9 protein-coding genes are annotated in these 15,189 nt (G+C 61.0%); all 9 read right to left on the bottom strand.

The genetic code is table 11. From position 1 onward, the window contains the following. Positions 1-15 precede the first annotated feature (15 nt). The 9 genes from pelG to AB4O35_RS07465 all read right to left on the bottom strand — a co-directional run bounded on the left by pelG (position 16) and on the right by AB4O35_RS07465 (position 14,997). A complete protein-coding gene (pelG, locus tag AB4O35_RS07505; protein WP_065945598.1) occupies positions 16-1,386 on the bottom strand; it encodes an exopolysaccharide Pel transporter PelG in 1,371 nt (456 codons plus the stop codon). Continuing rightward, complete coding sequence (pelF, locus tag AB4O35_RS07500; protein WP_065875796.1) at positions 1,387-2,901, bottom strand: GT4 family glycosyltransferase PelF; 1,515 nt, start codon at positions 2,899-2,901, stop codon at positions 1,387-1,389. Next, on the bottom strand, positions 2,894-3,886 hold the full coding sequence (locus AB4O35_RS07495) for a transporter (RefSeq protein WP_065875797.1): 993 nt from the start codon (positions 3,884-3,886) through the stop codon (positions 2,894-2,896). The genes pelF and AB4O35_RS07495 overlap by 8 nt, the downstream gene beginning before the upstream one ends. Beyond that, positions 3,864-5,231 (bottom strand): PelD GGDEF domain-containing protein, encoded by a 1,368-nt coding sequence (locus AB4O35_RS07490; RefSeq protein ID WP_065879782.1) that lies wholly within the window; start codon positions 5,229-5,231, stop codon positions 3,864-3,866. Before AB4O35_RS07490 ends, AB4O35_RS07495 begins: the two co-directional genes overlap by 23 nt. A gap of 5 nt (positions 5,232-5,236) precedes the next feature. Next, complete coding sequence (locus tag AB4O35_RS07485) at positions 5,237-5,755, bottom strand: penicillin-binding protein activator LpoB (RefSeq protein ID WP_065875799.1); 519 nt, start codon at positions 5,753-5,755, stop codon at positions 5,237-5,239. 27 nt (positions 5,756-5,782) lie between these two features. Further along, positions 5,783-9,391 (bottom strand): tetratricopeptide repeat protein, encoded by a 3,609-nt coding sequence (locus tag AB4O35_RS07480; protein ID WP_065875800.1) that lies wholly within the window; start codon positions 9,389-9,391, stop codon positions 5,783-5,785. Then, entirely contained in the window at positions 9,369-12,182 is a 2,814-nt protein-coding gene (locus tag AB4O35_RS07475) for a bifunctional glycoside hydrolase 114/ polysaccharide deacetylase family protein (protein ID WP_065875802.1), read from the bottom strand. Before AB4O35_RS07475 ends, AB4O35_RS07480 begins: the two co-directional genes overlap by 23 nt. Positions 12,183-12,243: 61 nt before the next feature. Further along, entirely contained in the window at positions 12,244-13,176 is a 933-nt protein-coding gene (locus tag AB4O35_RS07470; protein ID WP_065875803.1) for an NAD-dependent epimerase/dehydratase family protein, read from the bottom strand. A gap of 504 nt (positions 13,177-13,680) precedes the next feature. Continuing rightward, on the bottom strand, positions 13,681-14,997 hold the full coding sequence (locus AB4O35_RS07465; RefSeq protein WP_065875805.1) for an OprD family porin: 1,317 nt from the start codon (positions 14,995-14,997) through the stop codon (positions 13,681-13,683). Positions 14,998-15,189 lie beyond the last annotated feature (192 nt).

Raw genomic sequence — 15,189 nt, 5'->3', positions numbered from 1 at the left:
CGCCAGCCACCGCGATCAGCGCGACAACATAAACGTCTCGTACTCCAGATCCTCCAGCGCCGACGACAACCGCGCCAGCCCCAGCAGTACACACGCCAGCAGCGACAGGGTAAACCCATACCCGAAGAAGCTCGGGCCCAGGTGCATGCTGAGCAGTGTCAGGCCGGCGTTTAGGACGGCGAACAGGACGCACAGTTCCAGCACCACGCGGCGTTTGTCGAGGTAGAAGAATACGTTGAGCAGCGCCATGAAGACGACCTGGATGCTCACGCCGATCAGGTCGATGTAGAACAGTGGCAGGTAGTAACTGGAGATGCCCAGCCAGTCCAGCAGGCGTGGTGCGAAGAGGAACAGCAGCACCACGGTGAGGCCTTGGACTTTGCAGATTTCGAGCAGACCCTGGCGGATGGACAGGGTCATTTCGGTCTTCAGGGAGCCGATATGCTGCAGGGTTTCGCCGTCGCGGATGGCCCGGAACAGGCGGTCGTACCATTCGGCAAAGTCGGTTTCGATGCGCACTAGGAACACGGCCATGCCGGGGATGATCGCGAGGTAGGCGATGAAGATCGGCATGTCGTAGAGGATCGAGGCGCGCAGCGGGCCGATGACGGTGTTGGAGGTGGCCGGGTTGAACCAGAACATGATCTTGTCCACCCAGATGCCGAAGTTGTAGAAGAACCCGGTCACCAGCAGGCTGAGGAACACGTTGCGGCGATCGAGGAAGTCGAAGGCGATGAGCTTCTCAGCCCGGTATTCGCGCAGGATGTCGTAGAGGTACAGGAACAGCAACGTGCTGTGCCCGATCAACAGCGCCAGCAGCAAGCCTGGCATCTGCAGGAAGCTCAGCAGGTAGGCGCTCGCAACCATCAGCGAGTAGCCCACCAGCATCACCAGCAGGATGCGGTTATATTTTTTCATCCCCGACAGGAAAATGATCACCAGCCACAGGTTGCACAGCACCACGAAGTTCGAGAGCACCAGCACGCGGTAGATCAGCGGCTGATCGAACAGCACCGCCAGCAGGATGATGCCGAGTACGCCAGCGCCCACGGTAACTATCAGCAATATGCCCAGCAGGTTGGGCAGGATTTGCTCGTAGTTGCGCTGGAACAGTTGGTCGGACACAAACCGGGTAAAGAACAGTTGCAGGCCGCCCGTCAGGATCAACGAGCTGGCCATCAGGTACGTCACCGTCACCAGAAACTGCCCGACCAGCGAGTTGGGCAACATCAAGCCCAGGCTAATGATGCCCACCAGCATCACGCTGATGATCGACAACACCCACGGCCCGGAGCTGATCAGCCCGGCATAGACGTAGGCATGCAGGGTGGCGGTGTAAGAGTCGCGCGAGAGGATCTTGCGCAGTTCAAAGCCAATACCGGCCATTTAGCTGTTCTCCATGGCTGCCTGGTACAGGTCGCGGTAGCGCTGCAACATCAAGGCTTCGGTGTAATAACGGTTGACCCGCGCCAGGCCGCTGGCCTGTGCGGCTTGCCAGCGTTCCGGGCTGCGCAGCAGTTCCAGGATGGCGACGGAGGTGGCCTGTGGGTCGGCGATCGCGACAACCTTGCCCGCAATGCCAAGGTCACGGTCTTCGGCGCTGCCGCCTTCGATCAGTTCGCGGCACGAGCCCACGTCGCTGCTGACCACCGGCGTGCCGGCGGCCCAGGCTTCGAGGATCACCAGGGGTTGCGCCTCACTGATCGAGGTCAACACCATCAGGCCGAGCTGCGGCAGGATGTCCTGGATGCGCTGGAAGCCGAGGAAGTGCACCTTGCCCTCCAGGCCCAAGCTGGCCATCAGGCTGCGGCATTCGCTGACGTACTCCGGGTCTTCCTCTTCCGGCCCGACGATCCAGCCTTCAACCTCAGGCATGGCACTGATCACACCGCGCATGGCCCGCAGGAAGGTTTTCACGTCCTTGATCGGCACCACACGCCCGATCAGGCCCACCCGCGGGGCAATGCCCGGCGCGCGTGTTTCAAGCACACGATTCCACTGCGACAGGTCGATGCCGTTGGCAATCAATTGCGTGCGCGCAGGCTCGGCGCCGTCCTTGATCTGGCGCTGACGGTTACCGTCATACAAGGCGATGATGTTGTCGGCGCTGTTGTAGGCCAATTGGCCGATCCGCTCGAAGTAGCGCACCCACAGTGTACGGATGTAACCCGAGCCGCCGTCGAGGCTGCGGTTCAGCGCCTGGCCGGAGGTCTCGGCGATCCACGAGGCCTGGGCCAGGTCGATCTTGCGTTCTTTGGTGTAAATGCCGTGCTCGCTGAGCAAGTAGGCGCAGTTCCAGCGTTGCTTGAGAATGCAGCCCAAAAGCCCGGCGTAACCGGTGGAAATCGAATGCAGCATGCGCGCCCGCGGCATTTTGCGCGAGGCTTCGGCCAGCATCAGCAAAGGCGACTGCAGCGAGCGCAGGGTCCAGAAATAATTCACGAAGGACGGGTCGGCGCAATGCAGGCGATAACCTTCGCTGAGCGTCTCCCAACTGGCGCGGCTGCGCAGGACGTCGTCGAGGGTCATGTCGCCGTTGGCGATGCAGTCGAGCAGCTTCTCACCCAGCTCACGTTCAGGCTGATCCGGGTGATGCAAAAAGCGATACAGGTCGGCTAGGTGCTGTGGGTCGGCTTCGCGCGGTGTGCCGCGCAGATGGGTGGGATGGGTCGCGTCCTCGAGAAACATCTCTTCGATGTGCAGCACGTTGGCCGGCACTTCGTAACGGCGTTTCTCATACGCTGAGCGCTGGCCGCCGATGAACATCACCGAAAAGGTCAACTCCGGCAGGCCGAGGATCATCTGGTGAATCCAGCTCGACACGCCGCCGCGCACGTAAGGCCAGGTGCCTTCGAGCAGCAGGCAGATGTCTGCAATCGGTGCCTCTTGCTTGTTACTCATTCCAGCTCCTCACCAACTCAGCGAACGGTGGCCGCTGGCGGGTTTTCTCGGGAAGGCTGGCGAGCAACCCGGGAATTTCGTGATAACGACCGGCCTCGAACGCCAGCTCTGCGCGAAACGGCAAGACCTGGGCCGAACCCATGCCGTTTTCTTCCGCCAGGCGCAGCAGGACTTCGGCGCGCTCGTTCTCGCCGCGCTCAAGGGCGATACGGCCAGCCAGCAGGAACAGCTCACCGCCCTCGCCCGCCGCCAAGCCCTGCTCGGCATGCTCGCTGGCCTGGTTGAGTACGTGCTCCAGCACGCTGCCTTGCGCCAGGCCGAGGTAGGCCAGTTCCCAGTACCAGCGCGCCAGCATGCTGTGGACCGGGCCTGCGGTGCGCGTACTGACATCCACCAGTTGCTCGAGGGCCATCTGGATATGCAGGTTGATATCGCTTTCCTGCTTGTCGAGCATCGAGTAGGCGAGCAGGCGCACGTCGTCGCTGGGGTCTGCCAGCGCCAACTTGAGAATGGGCACCGCTTCCTTGCCGGGCATCCGTCGCGTGGCCAACAAGGCCGACAAACGCTGGTCCGGATCGGGCGCGTGACGCAGCACATCTTGTAAGCCGCCATCGGCGAAAACCGGCTTGTGCAATTGCGCCTGCGCGCGGTACGGCAAGCTTGGAATACCAACGGCCTGCCAGGCTTGTTTGTCGCGTTTGCGCGGCAAGTACAGCGCCGGGAAGATCGCAGCCACCACACCCAAGGTGCCGATGACCGGCACAAAGAACGCCAGGCTGAAGATGAACAGCGGGCTCCACGGCAACGGCTTGCGGTAGCGCGCCGGCAGCAACAGCCACACGGCCGCGCACAGCATCAGGCAGGCGAGCCCGTGGCTGAAGGAGAAGACCAGCAATTGGTGCAATTGAGGCGCATCGAGCCACAAACTGGCCCAACTGCCCGCCTCTAACAACAAGGCTCCGCTAAACAGCCACTTGCTGATCATTCAAGCCACACTCGTTGTAAAGGAAGTTACGCAGCCCGTTGCGATCACAGCCAGGCTCCAGGTTGAAAGGCATCACCCGTACGCCCAGGCTTTCGAAGTCGCTGTCGATACCAAAGTGCTCATGCAACAGCAGACTGATACGGGCCAGGTAGCCCTCGGTGCCTTGCGGGCTGGTCAACGGCAACAACACCAACAGCAGCGCGTGGTCGCGGTTGTTGCGCACCGGCAAGTGCAGGTCCAGGCCGCGCTGGCTGCGCTCCATCAGGCGCGTCAGCTCGTCGTTGGGGCGCGTCATCTCAAACGCGAACAACCCGGCCGGCAAGGTGTGCTGCTCGATGTCCACCAGCGAGCGCTTGAGTTGCAACGTGAACTGCTGGGCGTCGGCGTCCGGCAGTTGCAGCACTTGCGGGTCGCGACGCAGCAGGTCGGCGATGTGACCGGCCAGCAGCGACAACAGGCTCAAGGTGCGGTCCTGGAACGCAAAGAACGGCATTTGCCGAACCGCCAGGATGGCCATCAGGTTGCCTTCGGCGTCGATCAGCGGGATGCACGCTTGCAGCGACGAAAACTGCGAGGAGTTGCCGGAATCAATCAATTCCTGGCGCACGCTGACCAGTTCACCGCGCTCAAGGCACAGCTTGATCAGGTCATCACCCGCGTCCAACGGGCCCATCACACCGATCATCGCCAGGGCTTGCGGCAGTATGTTTTTTTCGCTGTCGTCGACGCGGTACAACCCAGCCACGCGCAAGGCGCCGTACTGGCCGAGCATCGCTACGATGGGCTCAGCCAGCGCGATCAGGGCATCGCCTTCGACCGGCATGCCGCGCAGCTTTTCCCGCAAGCCCAGCAAGGAACTGCGCAGGCTCTGGTCGCTGCCCGCCACACGCTGCTCGAGCAGGTCATGGGAGACCCGCAGAATCTGGTGGGCGCGGGTGAATTCGTCGAGACGGTACTGACGGTATTCGTTGGCCATCTGCAGACGCTCAAGGCGACGCACCCACAGGTCCCGCACTTCACCGACGAGCATCCCGCACACCAGCACGCCGACGATAAACGACGGATCAAGCTGGGTGTAACCTTCGTGCCCGCTGCTGCGCAGCGCAAACAGCGCCGCCACCACCAGAACCGCGCTGAACAAGCCGCGCACGAAGCCATAACGTACACCTAACAGCAGCGGTGCCAGGATCGGCCAGGGGAAACCGGCATGCATCTGCAACGGGTCTTCAGGCGTGAGCCAGAAGCCGAGGCCGATCGCCAGGCCCGTCACCAGTATCGTTTCCAGCCAAGACACCGGCCCGCTGGCGCGAGGCGCCAGGCTGTAATCCATGTGTGGAGAATTCATTGCGTTCACTCGAACCGAAGGGCGCCAACAAGTTTGTCGATGACTGTTTGAGCATTGCCCGCCAGGCTTTCACGGGACCAGCCGGCGCGGGCGCCACTTTTGCTCCACAGCACACGGCCGCTGCTGGCTTCCAGCACGCGCAGGCTGATGCCGACCGCCGGCTCGCCGTCCAGGCCGTTCTTGTACTGCCACTCTTCCACGCTGCCCGCGACCACGTAATCGAGTTTCTGCTCACGGGCCCAATCGAGGGCACCGGCCAGACGCTCATTGTCGTCCATCAAGGCTTGTTCGCCCTGGGTGGTGACAGGGTAAACCCGTGGTTGCAGACCATGGCTGCTGAGCACACTGAGCAGGATCTGCTCGCTGCGCTCACCGGCTTGCGGGGTCTGCGAATAGTTGACCATCGGCACGATGCCCCACTGCGCATTGCGCGGCAGGTTCGGGCTGGTCTCACTGGTGAAGCTTGAGCAGCCGGCAACGAACAGGACTGTCAGCGCCAGGCTCAGTTTACGAATTACTTGCATAGGTTTTCTCCCGTAGAGATTCTGTAATCAGCGCCCGAAACGCACGCCGTAGCTCATGCCCAGTGTTCCGCCGGATTTACCATCCCCGCCTTGTGGCGCAGATTGGTAACCGACGGTCAGGGCCAGTTCGTCGTCACCCAGCACTTCAAAGCCGATGCCGGTGTTCATGCCGTAGTTGAAGGTTTGGTCTGTCCACTGCCAGCCTGCCGTCACGTCCACCAACCAGGTGTATTGCGGCTTGGTGCGCACCAGCGCGCCAGGGATGCCGCGACGCCAGGTGGTACCGACGTAGAGTTGGCCGTAGCGGCTTTGCAGCAGGTTGTCGGCGGTGACCGGGTCTACATCGAGAGGATCAGGCAGACCCGTGTCGGTATCTATCGACTGAGGCGTCACCTTGACGGCGCCGCCGTTGCGGCTCGACAGGTAGTCAAGCTCCCGGTCCTTCACGCTGTTCTTCTGATAATCCGCACCGCCGCGCACCGTCCAGTTAGGCCCGGCAAATTCCAGCGTGTGGTTAAGCTCAACCTTCAGCGCATGCCCGGTACCCAGCGAGTCGCCGGCACGGGTAGAGAACGAACGCTGCGCCACTTCCCAGCTCAACTGGTCCCGGGCGGTCAGGCCATGACGCCCACCGACCCAGGCTCGGTCCTGCTGGCCGAAGGCGCGCATCAAGCCGCTGTCGTCACTCTTGCGATGCCAGTCCAGGCCGGTCTCGAGTTGGTGGCTGGAACCCAGCTGCCACATGCGCGACAGGCCCAGGCCGTTGCGATCGTCGTCCTTGCGCTGGCTGGTGTCAGCGAACACCTTCCAGCTGCCGTTTTCCACCGAACGAATCAAGGTCAGGGCCGCGTTGCTTTCGTCACCGATCCTCGATGAGATGATGTCGTCGCCCTTGTAGTTGCCGTGCTCCATCTCGAGGTCGGCGTACCAGTTGTCACCCAGGTTGTGGGCGATTTCCAGGCGCGGCGCATCAAACGAGAGGCCACCGAAGTCTTGCTTCTGGTAGGACAGTAGCGCGCCTTGCGGGGTGCTTTCGTGGATCTCCACGGCTTGACGGCGCAGTTGCTCGCGCACCGACTCCGGCTGGTCGTCACCCAGTGCGGTCAAGCTGACGTCCAGCGCTTCGTTGGTGCGACCCAGGCGGCTGAGTGCCTGCGCACGTTGCGCCGGGTTCAGGTCGCTGCTGGCCAACAGGGTTTCAACCTGGGCCTTGTTGCGACTGCGCAGCGCTTCCTGAATCTGCTCGTAACGGTCGACCTTGAGGCCTTGGCTACGTGCCCATTCCAGCCATTGGTCTTTCTGCGACTCCTGATTGGTCGCATCCAGCCGTGCCAGCAAGCGCTCGAACCACATCTGCTTCATCGACGGCGAACCGTCTTTCCACTTCAACAGTTCCTGCTGCGCCTTGCGTGGCGAGTAGCTGCTGGACATCAGCCGCAACCAGATTGCGTAGCGCTGGGACGAAGGTTGCAGCCCTTCAGCCTCGGGATTGCGCAGCAGTTTCAAACGCAGCCGCTGCGCCGCATCCTGGTAGCCGGCGGTGTCCAGTGCGTCGGCGTATGCCGCCTGCACCAGCCAGTCGTTCGGGGTGAGCTTGAGGTACATGCGGTACCAGGCCAAGGCGTCGGTATCACGATTCAACAACTGACTGGCGCTGGCAAATGGCAGCCAGAGCAGACGGTCTTCACGCGCATAGGCACGCCATTTGGCCAGCAATGGCTTGAGTTTCTCGGTGTTGCCCTGGTCGACATACATCCAGATCATGCGTTCGCGGAACAGGTTGTCGTTGGGATAACGTGACAGGCCCAGCAGGTACAAACGCTCGGCTTCGGCGCTGTCGCCCTGCTCAATCGCCAATGCACCCCGCACGGCCAGGACCTGGGCTTGCTCGTAGGCCTCCGGGTACTGTTTAGCGTCTTCGAGCAACGCGACCACTTGGTCCCACTCCTGCAATTCCTGGGCGAGCTGCAAGGCCTCGACCAAGCGTTGCGGGTCTTGGGCGCGTTTCCAACTGGCGACCATCAGGGCCAGGGCGCGCTGTGGGTCTCGGGTGCGATAAAGGGTGATGAGCTGGCTCTCGTCGCCGCTGACCAGCTTGCCGTTGATCGCCAGCAGGCGTTCCAACGAAACGCGCAGGTCTTCATCACGCTCCAGATCCCACGCCAGGCTAGCGCGGGCGTGCCAATACTCAGGATCCTCGATCGAAGGGTCATCCAACTTCACGACGTCCCATGCAGCCTGCTCGTCAAACAGCTTCATCTCGGTGCCGACCCAGTCCACTCGCTCGGCCGGGGTCAGCGTGAAACGTTTGGCGTAGTCGTTGTAGACCTTGCTGCGCGCGGCGAACTGCCCTGTGTTGTCCAGGTTTTGCAGCAAGCGTGTCCACGCCAGGCGGTGCCCTGGGTATTTGCGCAGATAGGTGCGCAACCAGGCTTCGGCCTCGGCGGGCGTGCCGCGCGATTCGTGGCCGTAGACCAAGGCGTCCAGCTCGATATCGGTGAGCGCGCGCTGCTGCATGATTTCGGCGAGCAATGGGATCGAACGGTCGAAATCGAACAGTTGGCTCGCTAGGCGCCAAGCGTGCTCGCGGGTTTTCGGGTCTTCCTTGAGTTTGAGCAAGCGAATCCAATAACCCACGGCCGCTGCGTTATCGCCGCGCCATTCGCCCAGGAGCGCCATTTGCTCGAGCAATACGGGGTCATCAGGGTAGTCGACCGTCAATTGTTGGCCGGTTTCCCACGCACCGGCCAGGTCGTTGATGGCCAGGCGCACGTGGAATTCTTTCAGGGCAATTTTCGGGTTGTCCGGCTGCACCTCGCGCCACTGCTTGAGCACGCGCTGCGCCAGGTCAAAGCGCTTGGTCGCCACGGCCACATCGACGCCCTGCTCCAACCACGCCACATCGGCCGAGGACTGGGTGAGCTGGGGCAATTCGTCGGACAGCACCTGCGCGGCCTGTTCGTCGTGGCCCGCCGACAGCAAGCTGTTGAACGCCAACTGCGCATAATCACGGCGCTCGGCCGGTAGCTGGGCGTCGCGACGCAGTTGCAAGTAGATGTCCGCGGCATGCTGCGGTTGGCCGGCGGCCATGTACCACTGCGCGGCGGCTTTGAGCGAGTCGGCACGTTGCGCCGGATCGCGCGCGGCGATTTCTTCATACACGTTGGCCGCGAACTCCGGCGCCTGCAACGTCAACGCGCGCTTGGCCAGGTTTTGCAACTGCGGCATCGGCAACTTGCGGTAGTCGAAGCTACCCAGGCGCTCGGCCAGGGCCCGTTGCGCGATCAGGTCGTTGCTGCTGTCGGCGACCAGGGCATCCAGTTCCAGGCGGTAATAAGCCTGGGTTTCCGGCTGTGGCTTGGGCCACGCTTCCAGGTGCTGGCGCGCTTTGGTGTAGTCACCGAGGCGAATCAACAAATCGACCAGTTGCAGACGCAGGTGATCGTCGTCCGGGTGCGCCGTCAGCAGCAGCTCGGCATAGTTGGCCGAGACCGCATCCGGCTGGCGACCGTCAGGCTGGAACACTTCTTCACGCTGGAAGGTCGCCCACAACAGGCCACCTACGGCAACCGCCACCACCGCCAATGCCCAAGGATTGAGCAGGCGGCTGTTTTTAGTTGCAGAGGAGCTGACCATTACTCACCTGCTTCATAGGTAATTGAAAAGTCCACAGGCCGGCGGAAGCCTTGCCCGCAAATCGTTGACCATCCACTTCCACGCGGCAGGCAGTAGCCGAACGTACGGAGAAGGTCAGGTCGAATTGGCCGGCGAACGCAAAGCTCACGCGGCGCTCATCCAGGTAACGCCAGTCCAGCAGAGGCAAATTGGCTTCTTCCAGCGCCGGTCTCGGGTCTCGATCCGGGCGCAGCACCAGCAACGCCTTGTCGCTGCTCAGGGCCACGTAGCGCCCTTGCGGCAAATCGCGCACGCCGGCGATGCCCTGCGATTGCAACAGGTCCGGCCAGCCCATTTGCGCGTCCAGGCGCACGGTACGCAGTGCGTCCATCCCGCGAATCTGCCAGGCGCCATCCGCGGTGCGTGCCAGGCTCGCCTGATACAAACCGTGCAGACGGTCGAGGTAGTCGCTCATCCACAACGACATCGGCTGCTGCTCGCGCATGTAGCCATAGATCTCGTGCATGGCCTTGATCGACGCCTGCTTGGTGCTGGAATAGAAGTGGTAATAGAGGTGCAGGCCACGCAGACGGCGTGGGCTGTCGGTGAGCTGGAAGGTCTCGATCAACTCGCGGAAACCGTAATACGGGCCCTTCCACAAGTTGGTGTAGAGGTTCTCGTTGATGATCGGCGCGTAGTACTGCAAGCCGCCTGCGGTAGGGCGCAGCAGCGGGTTAAGGCCGGTCAGCGACGGATTGGCCTTGGTCATGATGGTTTCGGCACCGTTGACGTTTTTCAGGCCAGCGTCATACGCCAATTGGATGGTGCTCGCCGATGGCAGTGCATCACCTGGCCAGAACACCAATTTCACCGGCTTCTGCGGGGTGGTCAGGTTCTGGTTGATGTAGTCGCGCGAGCCAAAGATTTCGCGGCGAAAATCAATTTTGTCGTAGCCAGGCACCTTCATGTTCATGCCGTATTCCGGATTGAAGTTCTCGCGTTTCTTGGCTTTATCCGGCTGCATGAAAAATGGGTGGCTGTAGGTATGCGTGGCCACTTCAACTTTAGGGTTGGCAAAGATCTCGCGTGCAATCGGCTCCAGCTCACGGGCCAGGAAGGGGAACGCGCCGCGCGGCGAAATCTCGGCTTCGATGATCGACACCGACGTCAGGAACGGGTTGGGCTTGATGTAGTCGTCCAGCGTGTGGCGACCCGCGTAAGGCGTGCCACGCACTTCGGCGCGGGAAGGGAAGCCATCGCCATCGATGTGCACGGTCGCAATGCGCCGGCCATTTTCGGTAGTGCTGTCCGGGCGCGGCTGGCTTGGCAGGTGCAGGCTGGCCTGGAGAAACGCAAAGGGATCGAGGATCCAGCGGCTGCGCTCGTTGTTGGTTTCAAGCAGATAGGGCGCAAGTGCCAAGCCACCCCATTTGCCGACCACCACCGGCGTGAACACGTCACCGCCGGGCCCCTTCAACGACAGCGCCGCTGTCGGGCCATTGGGCATCACGGAAACGGCGGCGAGGTCACGCGAGCGCGGCACCACCGGCGCTTCAAATGCGCCCACCAGGGCTTTGTCCTGGTGAGTAACGGTCAGCACCTGCGTGGCGGGCGGCGCATCACGCTTGAGGCCAAGGCGCTTGAGCAGCAGCTTGTCTTCAATCGGCAAACCACTGAAAAACGCCACAGGCACCTGTTCGTCCAGGCGCGCATTGATGAAGCGATTAAACGCAGCCGGGTCCTGGGGCGGGCCGCTGGTCATCCATGTGACAACGCCGGCGTACAGGCCACTGAAGCTGTACAGCGGAAGCTTGCTGTCGGCCGGAAAATAATCGACGCGATAGCCCAGGTACTCCAGCAAGCCGCCGAGGTCGCTATGACCGGCAGCATCTTCCAGCGCACCTTCGCGCGGGTCGAAGATCAGCGCGATACGGCGTGGCTGAACCTCGATGCTGCTGATGCCCAGGGTGTTGAGGTCAGGCGTGCTGATATACGGGATGTAGCCTTCTTCGCGCAGGCGCTTTGCGAGCTTGCGCGCTTCTTCACGGCGCTCAGGCGGCAAGTAATCGATCGCTACCAGCGGGATGCCTTTGGCACGCAGCGGTTTCAAATGCGTTTCAAGCCATTCGCGGTCGGACTCCGAGACCGGGCGATAACGCTTGGCGGAGGCGTCCCAGCCCGCGTGAATCGACTCGACTGCCACGGCGGCGGCAACGCCATCCAGCTCGGGCAATACTTCGAAACCGCGATTGAAGAACAACTTCAATGTTGGCTGACGCTTGTGCATTTCACGCAGCAGGTTGGCTAGGCCCACGCGCTGAGCTTCACGCTGGGCTTGAGGCAGCAACTGGAAACTGTCGAGGGTGTCCAGAAATACACCGCCATAACCTTGGGCTTGCAAGGCTTTGGCGCGAGCAAATAAATGCTCACGCCAGGCTTGCGAAGTGAGGTCCATGACCTGGCTGTCCCAGGCATCGTTACGCACCGGGGAAACCGCTTTGCTCAAGCCGGCTTTGTCGAGCTCCGCCTTATTACCGTCGAATTCGCCCACGGACAAATAAGCAAAGGGTTCGCTGCCCAGCGTGCGCAAGGTTTTGACGTCGGCGGGCGTCATGTGGCCGGGCTCGACCACAGCCCAGTCGAACTGCGCCAACTCCGCCAGGGGCGGCTGATCGGCATACCAAAAGGCCACGCTGGCCGGCTGCGGCACAGTAGCGGCCTGCACAGGGGCCCCGCCAACGAACAACGCAAACGCGGCCAGCAGCCGCTCGGCTATTGCGCGGACACGCGTCCTGCGAAAAACGATTTCCATAATGCACTCTTGAAATGATTGAAACTGGGACGGCGCTAAGGTCAAACAGGTGACCGGAGGGTTACAAACTGCGAAGCAGCTGTGCCAACCCCTGGCCCACGGACGTCGGTTCCGAGAGCACGTAGCGTTGCAGCAAGCGCGTGTTATCCGCGCGGGAATGACGAATATCGCCTTGGCGTTGCGCCTGATGCGTCACCGTCAGCGCCGTACCGGTCGCACCACCCAGCTCGCTGATCAGGTCGTTCAAACTGGTCGCGCGGCTGAACCCGACATTGACCGCACCAGAGGCTGCCTCGCGGGCCTCCACGGCCTGCACGAGAATGCTCACCAGATCTTGCACGTAGACAAAATCGCGCGTTTGCCCACCGTCACCGAATACGGTAATCGGCTGCTTGGCGATTGCCCGCTGGCTGAAGATACTGATCACACCCGAGTACGGAGAGGACGGGTCCTGGCGTGGGCCAAAGATATTGAAGAAGCGAAAGATCACCGGCTCCAGGCCATGTTCACGACGATAGAAGTCCAGGTAATACTCACTGGCCAGCTTGTCGCACGCGTAAGGCGTCAGGGGAGACTTGGGGGTGTCTTCTTCAATGGCCGTGCCTTCGCCGTTGTTGCCATAGACTGCAGCGCTGGAAGCGAATACCACACGCTTCACACCCGCCTTCAGCATGGCTTGGCACACATTGAGCGTGCCGACGAAATTGCTCTGGTGGGTAGCGACAGGATCGTCCACCGACGCCTGCACCGATGCCACTGCTGCCAGGTGAACCACAGCATGGCATCCCTGCATGGCTTGCTCGACCACCGCCGTGTCTGCAACGTCACCCACGACGACATCCAAATGCGGATTCCCGATAGGCAAATTGCTCGTCTTGCCGGTCGACAGGTTATCCAGCACACGAATGCTGTAACCCTTGCCCAGCAAGGCCTCTACCAAATGCGAGCCAATAAAGCCTGCACCACCGGTAATCAAAACTCGCTTAACATCCATGGAGGTTCTTCCTGACGACTCAAGCGGAGATTTCATATAGGCAGTCCGCTAACGGTGGCACGATTAAGGCCCAGCACAGACTGACAAATCCCTCAGCCCGCTTGGTGCAATGATGTCAGTTTAATGGCTTGAAGCCATCAAAACGCCGCCGATCATGTTAGATCCGGGAGAAACTGTCAACATATCGTCTTTTATGCCGCCAGACGGTAGGCGACTTTAAATCACCGTCATTTAATTGACTCATATTCGGGTGTTTAAACGCGGTTAACGTCGATTGGGTTAGGCGAAATTTTTGCCACTTACCTGCTATCCGTTTTTTCAGACGTCCCGCCTTGTCAGTGCTTTTAAAAAATGGTGTACAGCGCTCCTGAAAAGGGATCTGCGCAACGTTTGTGGGCATAAAGCTTGTGCCTGAGGCGCAAAAGGACTGCCGGGCGCACATAAAAAAACCCCGAACAGGTCGGGGCTTTTTATCGCCTGGCATCAGGCGCGACGCCGGATCAATTAGAAAACGTTGATCGGGTAGTCGGCGAACAGACGGATTTCGTTACCGCCTACGTTGTACTGGTCAACGTTGTTGGAAACGCGCAGCCACGAGGCGCGAGCACGCAGGCTCAGGTCTTTGGCTGGACCGCTCTGGACCACGTACTTGAACTGGTTCCAGATTTCGCGCTCAGTGCCATCGCCACGGTTGGTGCCGTCGTCGATATTGGTACCGCGCACGTAGGCCACGTTGTAGGTCAGGCCCGGTACGCCGAAGGTGGCGAAGTCGATGCCGTAGCCAAGTTGCCACGAACGCTCATCCTTGCCATTGAAGTCAGACCAGTAGGAGTTGGCCAGCAGGATGGTGTTGCCACCGTCGCCGATGCCGCCAGCGTTGCGGTAGCCGCCATACAGGTAGCCGGTGTCGCCGGTGCTGCGCTGGTGAGCGACGGTGAAGCTGTGCGGGCCAACAGCCCACGTGGCGCCCAGGCTCCAGATTTTGTTGTCGCGGGCGTCAGCATCTTTCTGGTTTTCCAGGGCGAAGCTGCGGTCCAGCTTGGTTTTGTAGCCGTTGAAGTCAAATGTCAGCGACTGCTTCTCTGGCAGGGCCAGCACGTAGTTGACGTTGACGTATTGCTTCTTCAGCACGTCCTGCATGTCGGAGGCATACAGCGCGGCCGACAGGCTTTCGGTGAATTTGTAGCTACCACCGATATAGTCGATGCTTTTCAGGCGACCGCTGTCGGTGCCTTCCATGCTCTTGCGCGCTTCTTTGGTGAAGTGACCCGCGTCCAGTTGCAGACCGGCGATCTCTTTGGAGACGATCGAAGTACCGGTGTAGGTTTCCGACAACAGACGGGAGTTGTCGTACTGAAGCACAGGCACAGCCGGGAACTGATCACCGTACTTGAGCACCGTGTTGGAAACGCGGAACTTCACGGCAGCGCCGCCCTTGGCCAGGTCGTGGGGTGCCGAGCCAGGGTTGTTCGAGCCATCAGGGTTGGTAGTGCCGTTGCCCTGTTTGAAGAAGTCGATGCCGCCCGCGCCAGCGCGACCTTGACCACCGTCCAGACGGATAGCGTATTGGCCGATCACGTCCACACCCACACCCACGGTGCCTTGGGTGAAACCGGACTCGAACTTACCGATGAAGCCTTGGCCCCATTCGGCTTTGTCTTGCTTGCCGTTTTTGTAGTCACGGCTGATGTAGGCATTACGTGCGGCGATATTCAGGTGGCTGTCTTCAACAAAACCCTTGGATTGGTCCTGGTCGTTGGCCATTGCTGTCGATGCGCTCAAAATCCCCAGAGCGATCAGACTCATCCGTTGCTTCAACATTTTTTTGTATTCCTTATTTCTGGTTGAGTACGCGCTATGACACCAGGCCCCATGTCGCTTTCTGGTATCGACTGCGTCCTGAAAAAAGAAGGCCCGCGGACGCCTTAACAGGCCGCGAGCCTTTTTTTATTGGATGAGTCATGGCGGTGAGCCACAGGCGTTGGGCGCAATCCTAGTCGCGCGTTGAACTAT

The sequence above is a fragment of the Pseudomonas sp. H1_A03 genome, from assembly GCF_054685145.1.
This window is presented reverse-complemented; position numbering and strand designations above follow the sequence as displayed.

Coding starts and splice junctions, on each gene's coding strand:
- AB4O35_RS07465 (WP_065875805.1), bottom strand. CDS start 14,997: ATGTTGAAGCAACGGATGAGTCTGATCGCTCTGGGGATTTTGAGCGCA.
- AB4O35_RS07495 (WP_065875797.1), bottom strand. CDS start 3,886: ATGATCAGCAAGTGGCTGTTTAGCGGAGCCTTGTTGTTAGAGGCGGGC.
- AB4O35_RS07480 (WP_065875800.1), bottom strand. CDS start 9,391: ATGGTCAGCTCCTCTGCAACTAAAAACAGCCGCCTGCTCAATCCTTGG.
- AB4O35_RS07485 (WP_065875799.1), bottom strand. CDS start 5,755: ATGCAAGTAATTCGTAAACTGAGCCTGGCGCTGACAGTCCTGTTCGTT.
- pelG (WP_065945598.1), bottom strand. CDS start 1,386: ATGGCCGGTATTGGCTTTGAACTGCGCAAGATCCTCTCGCGCGACTCT.
- AB4O35_RS07470 (WP_065875803.1), bottom strand. CDS start 13,176: ATGGATGTTAAGCGAGTTTTGATTACCGGTGGTGCAGGCTTTATTGGC.
- pelF (WP_065875796.1), bottom strand. CDS start 2,901: ATGAGTAACAAGCAAGAGGCACCGATTGCAGACATCTGCCTGCTGCTC.
- AB4O35_RS07475 (WP_065875802.1), bottom strand. CDS start 12,182: ATGGAAATCGTTTTTCGCAGGACGCGTGTCCGCGCAATAGCCGAGCGG.
- AB4O35_RS07490 (WP_065879782.1), bottom strand. CDS start 5,231: ATGAATTCTCCACACATGGATTACAGCCTGGCGCCTCGCGCCAGCGGG.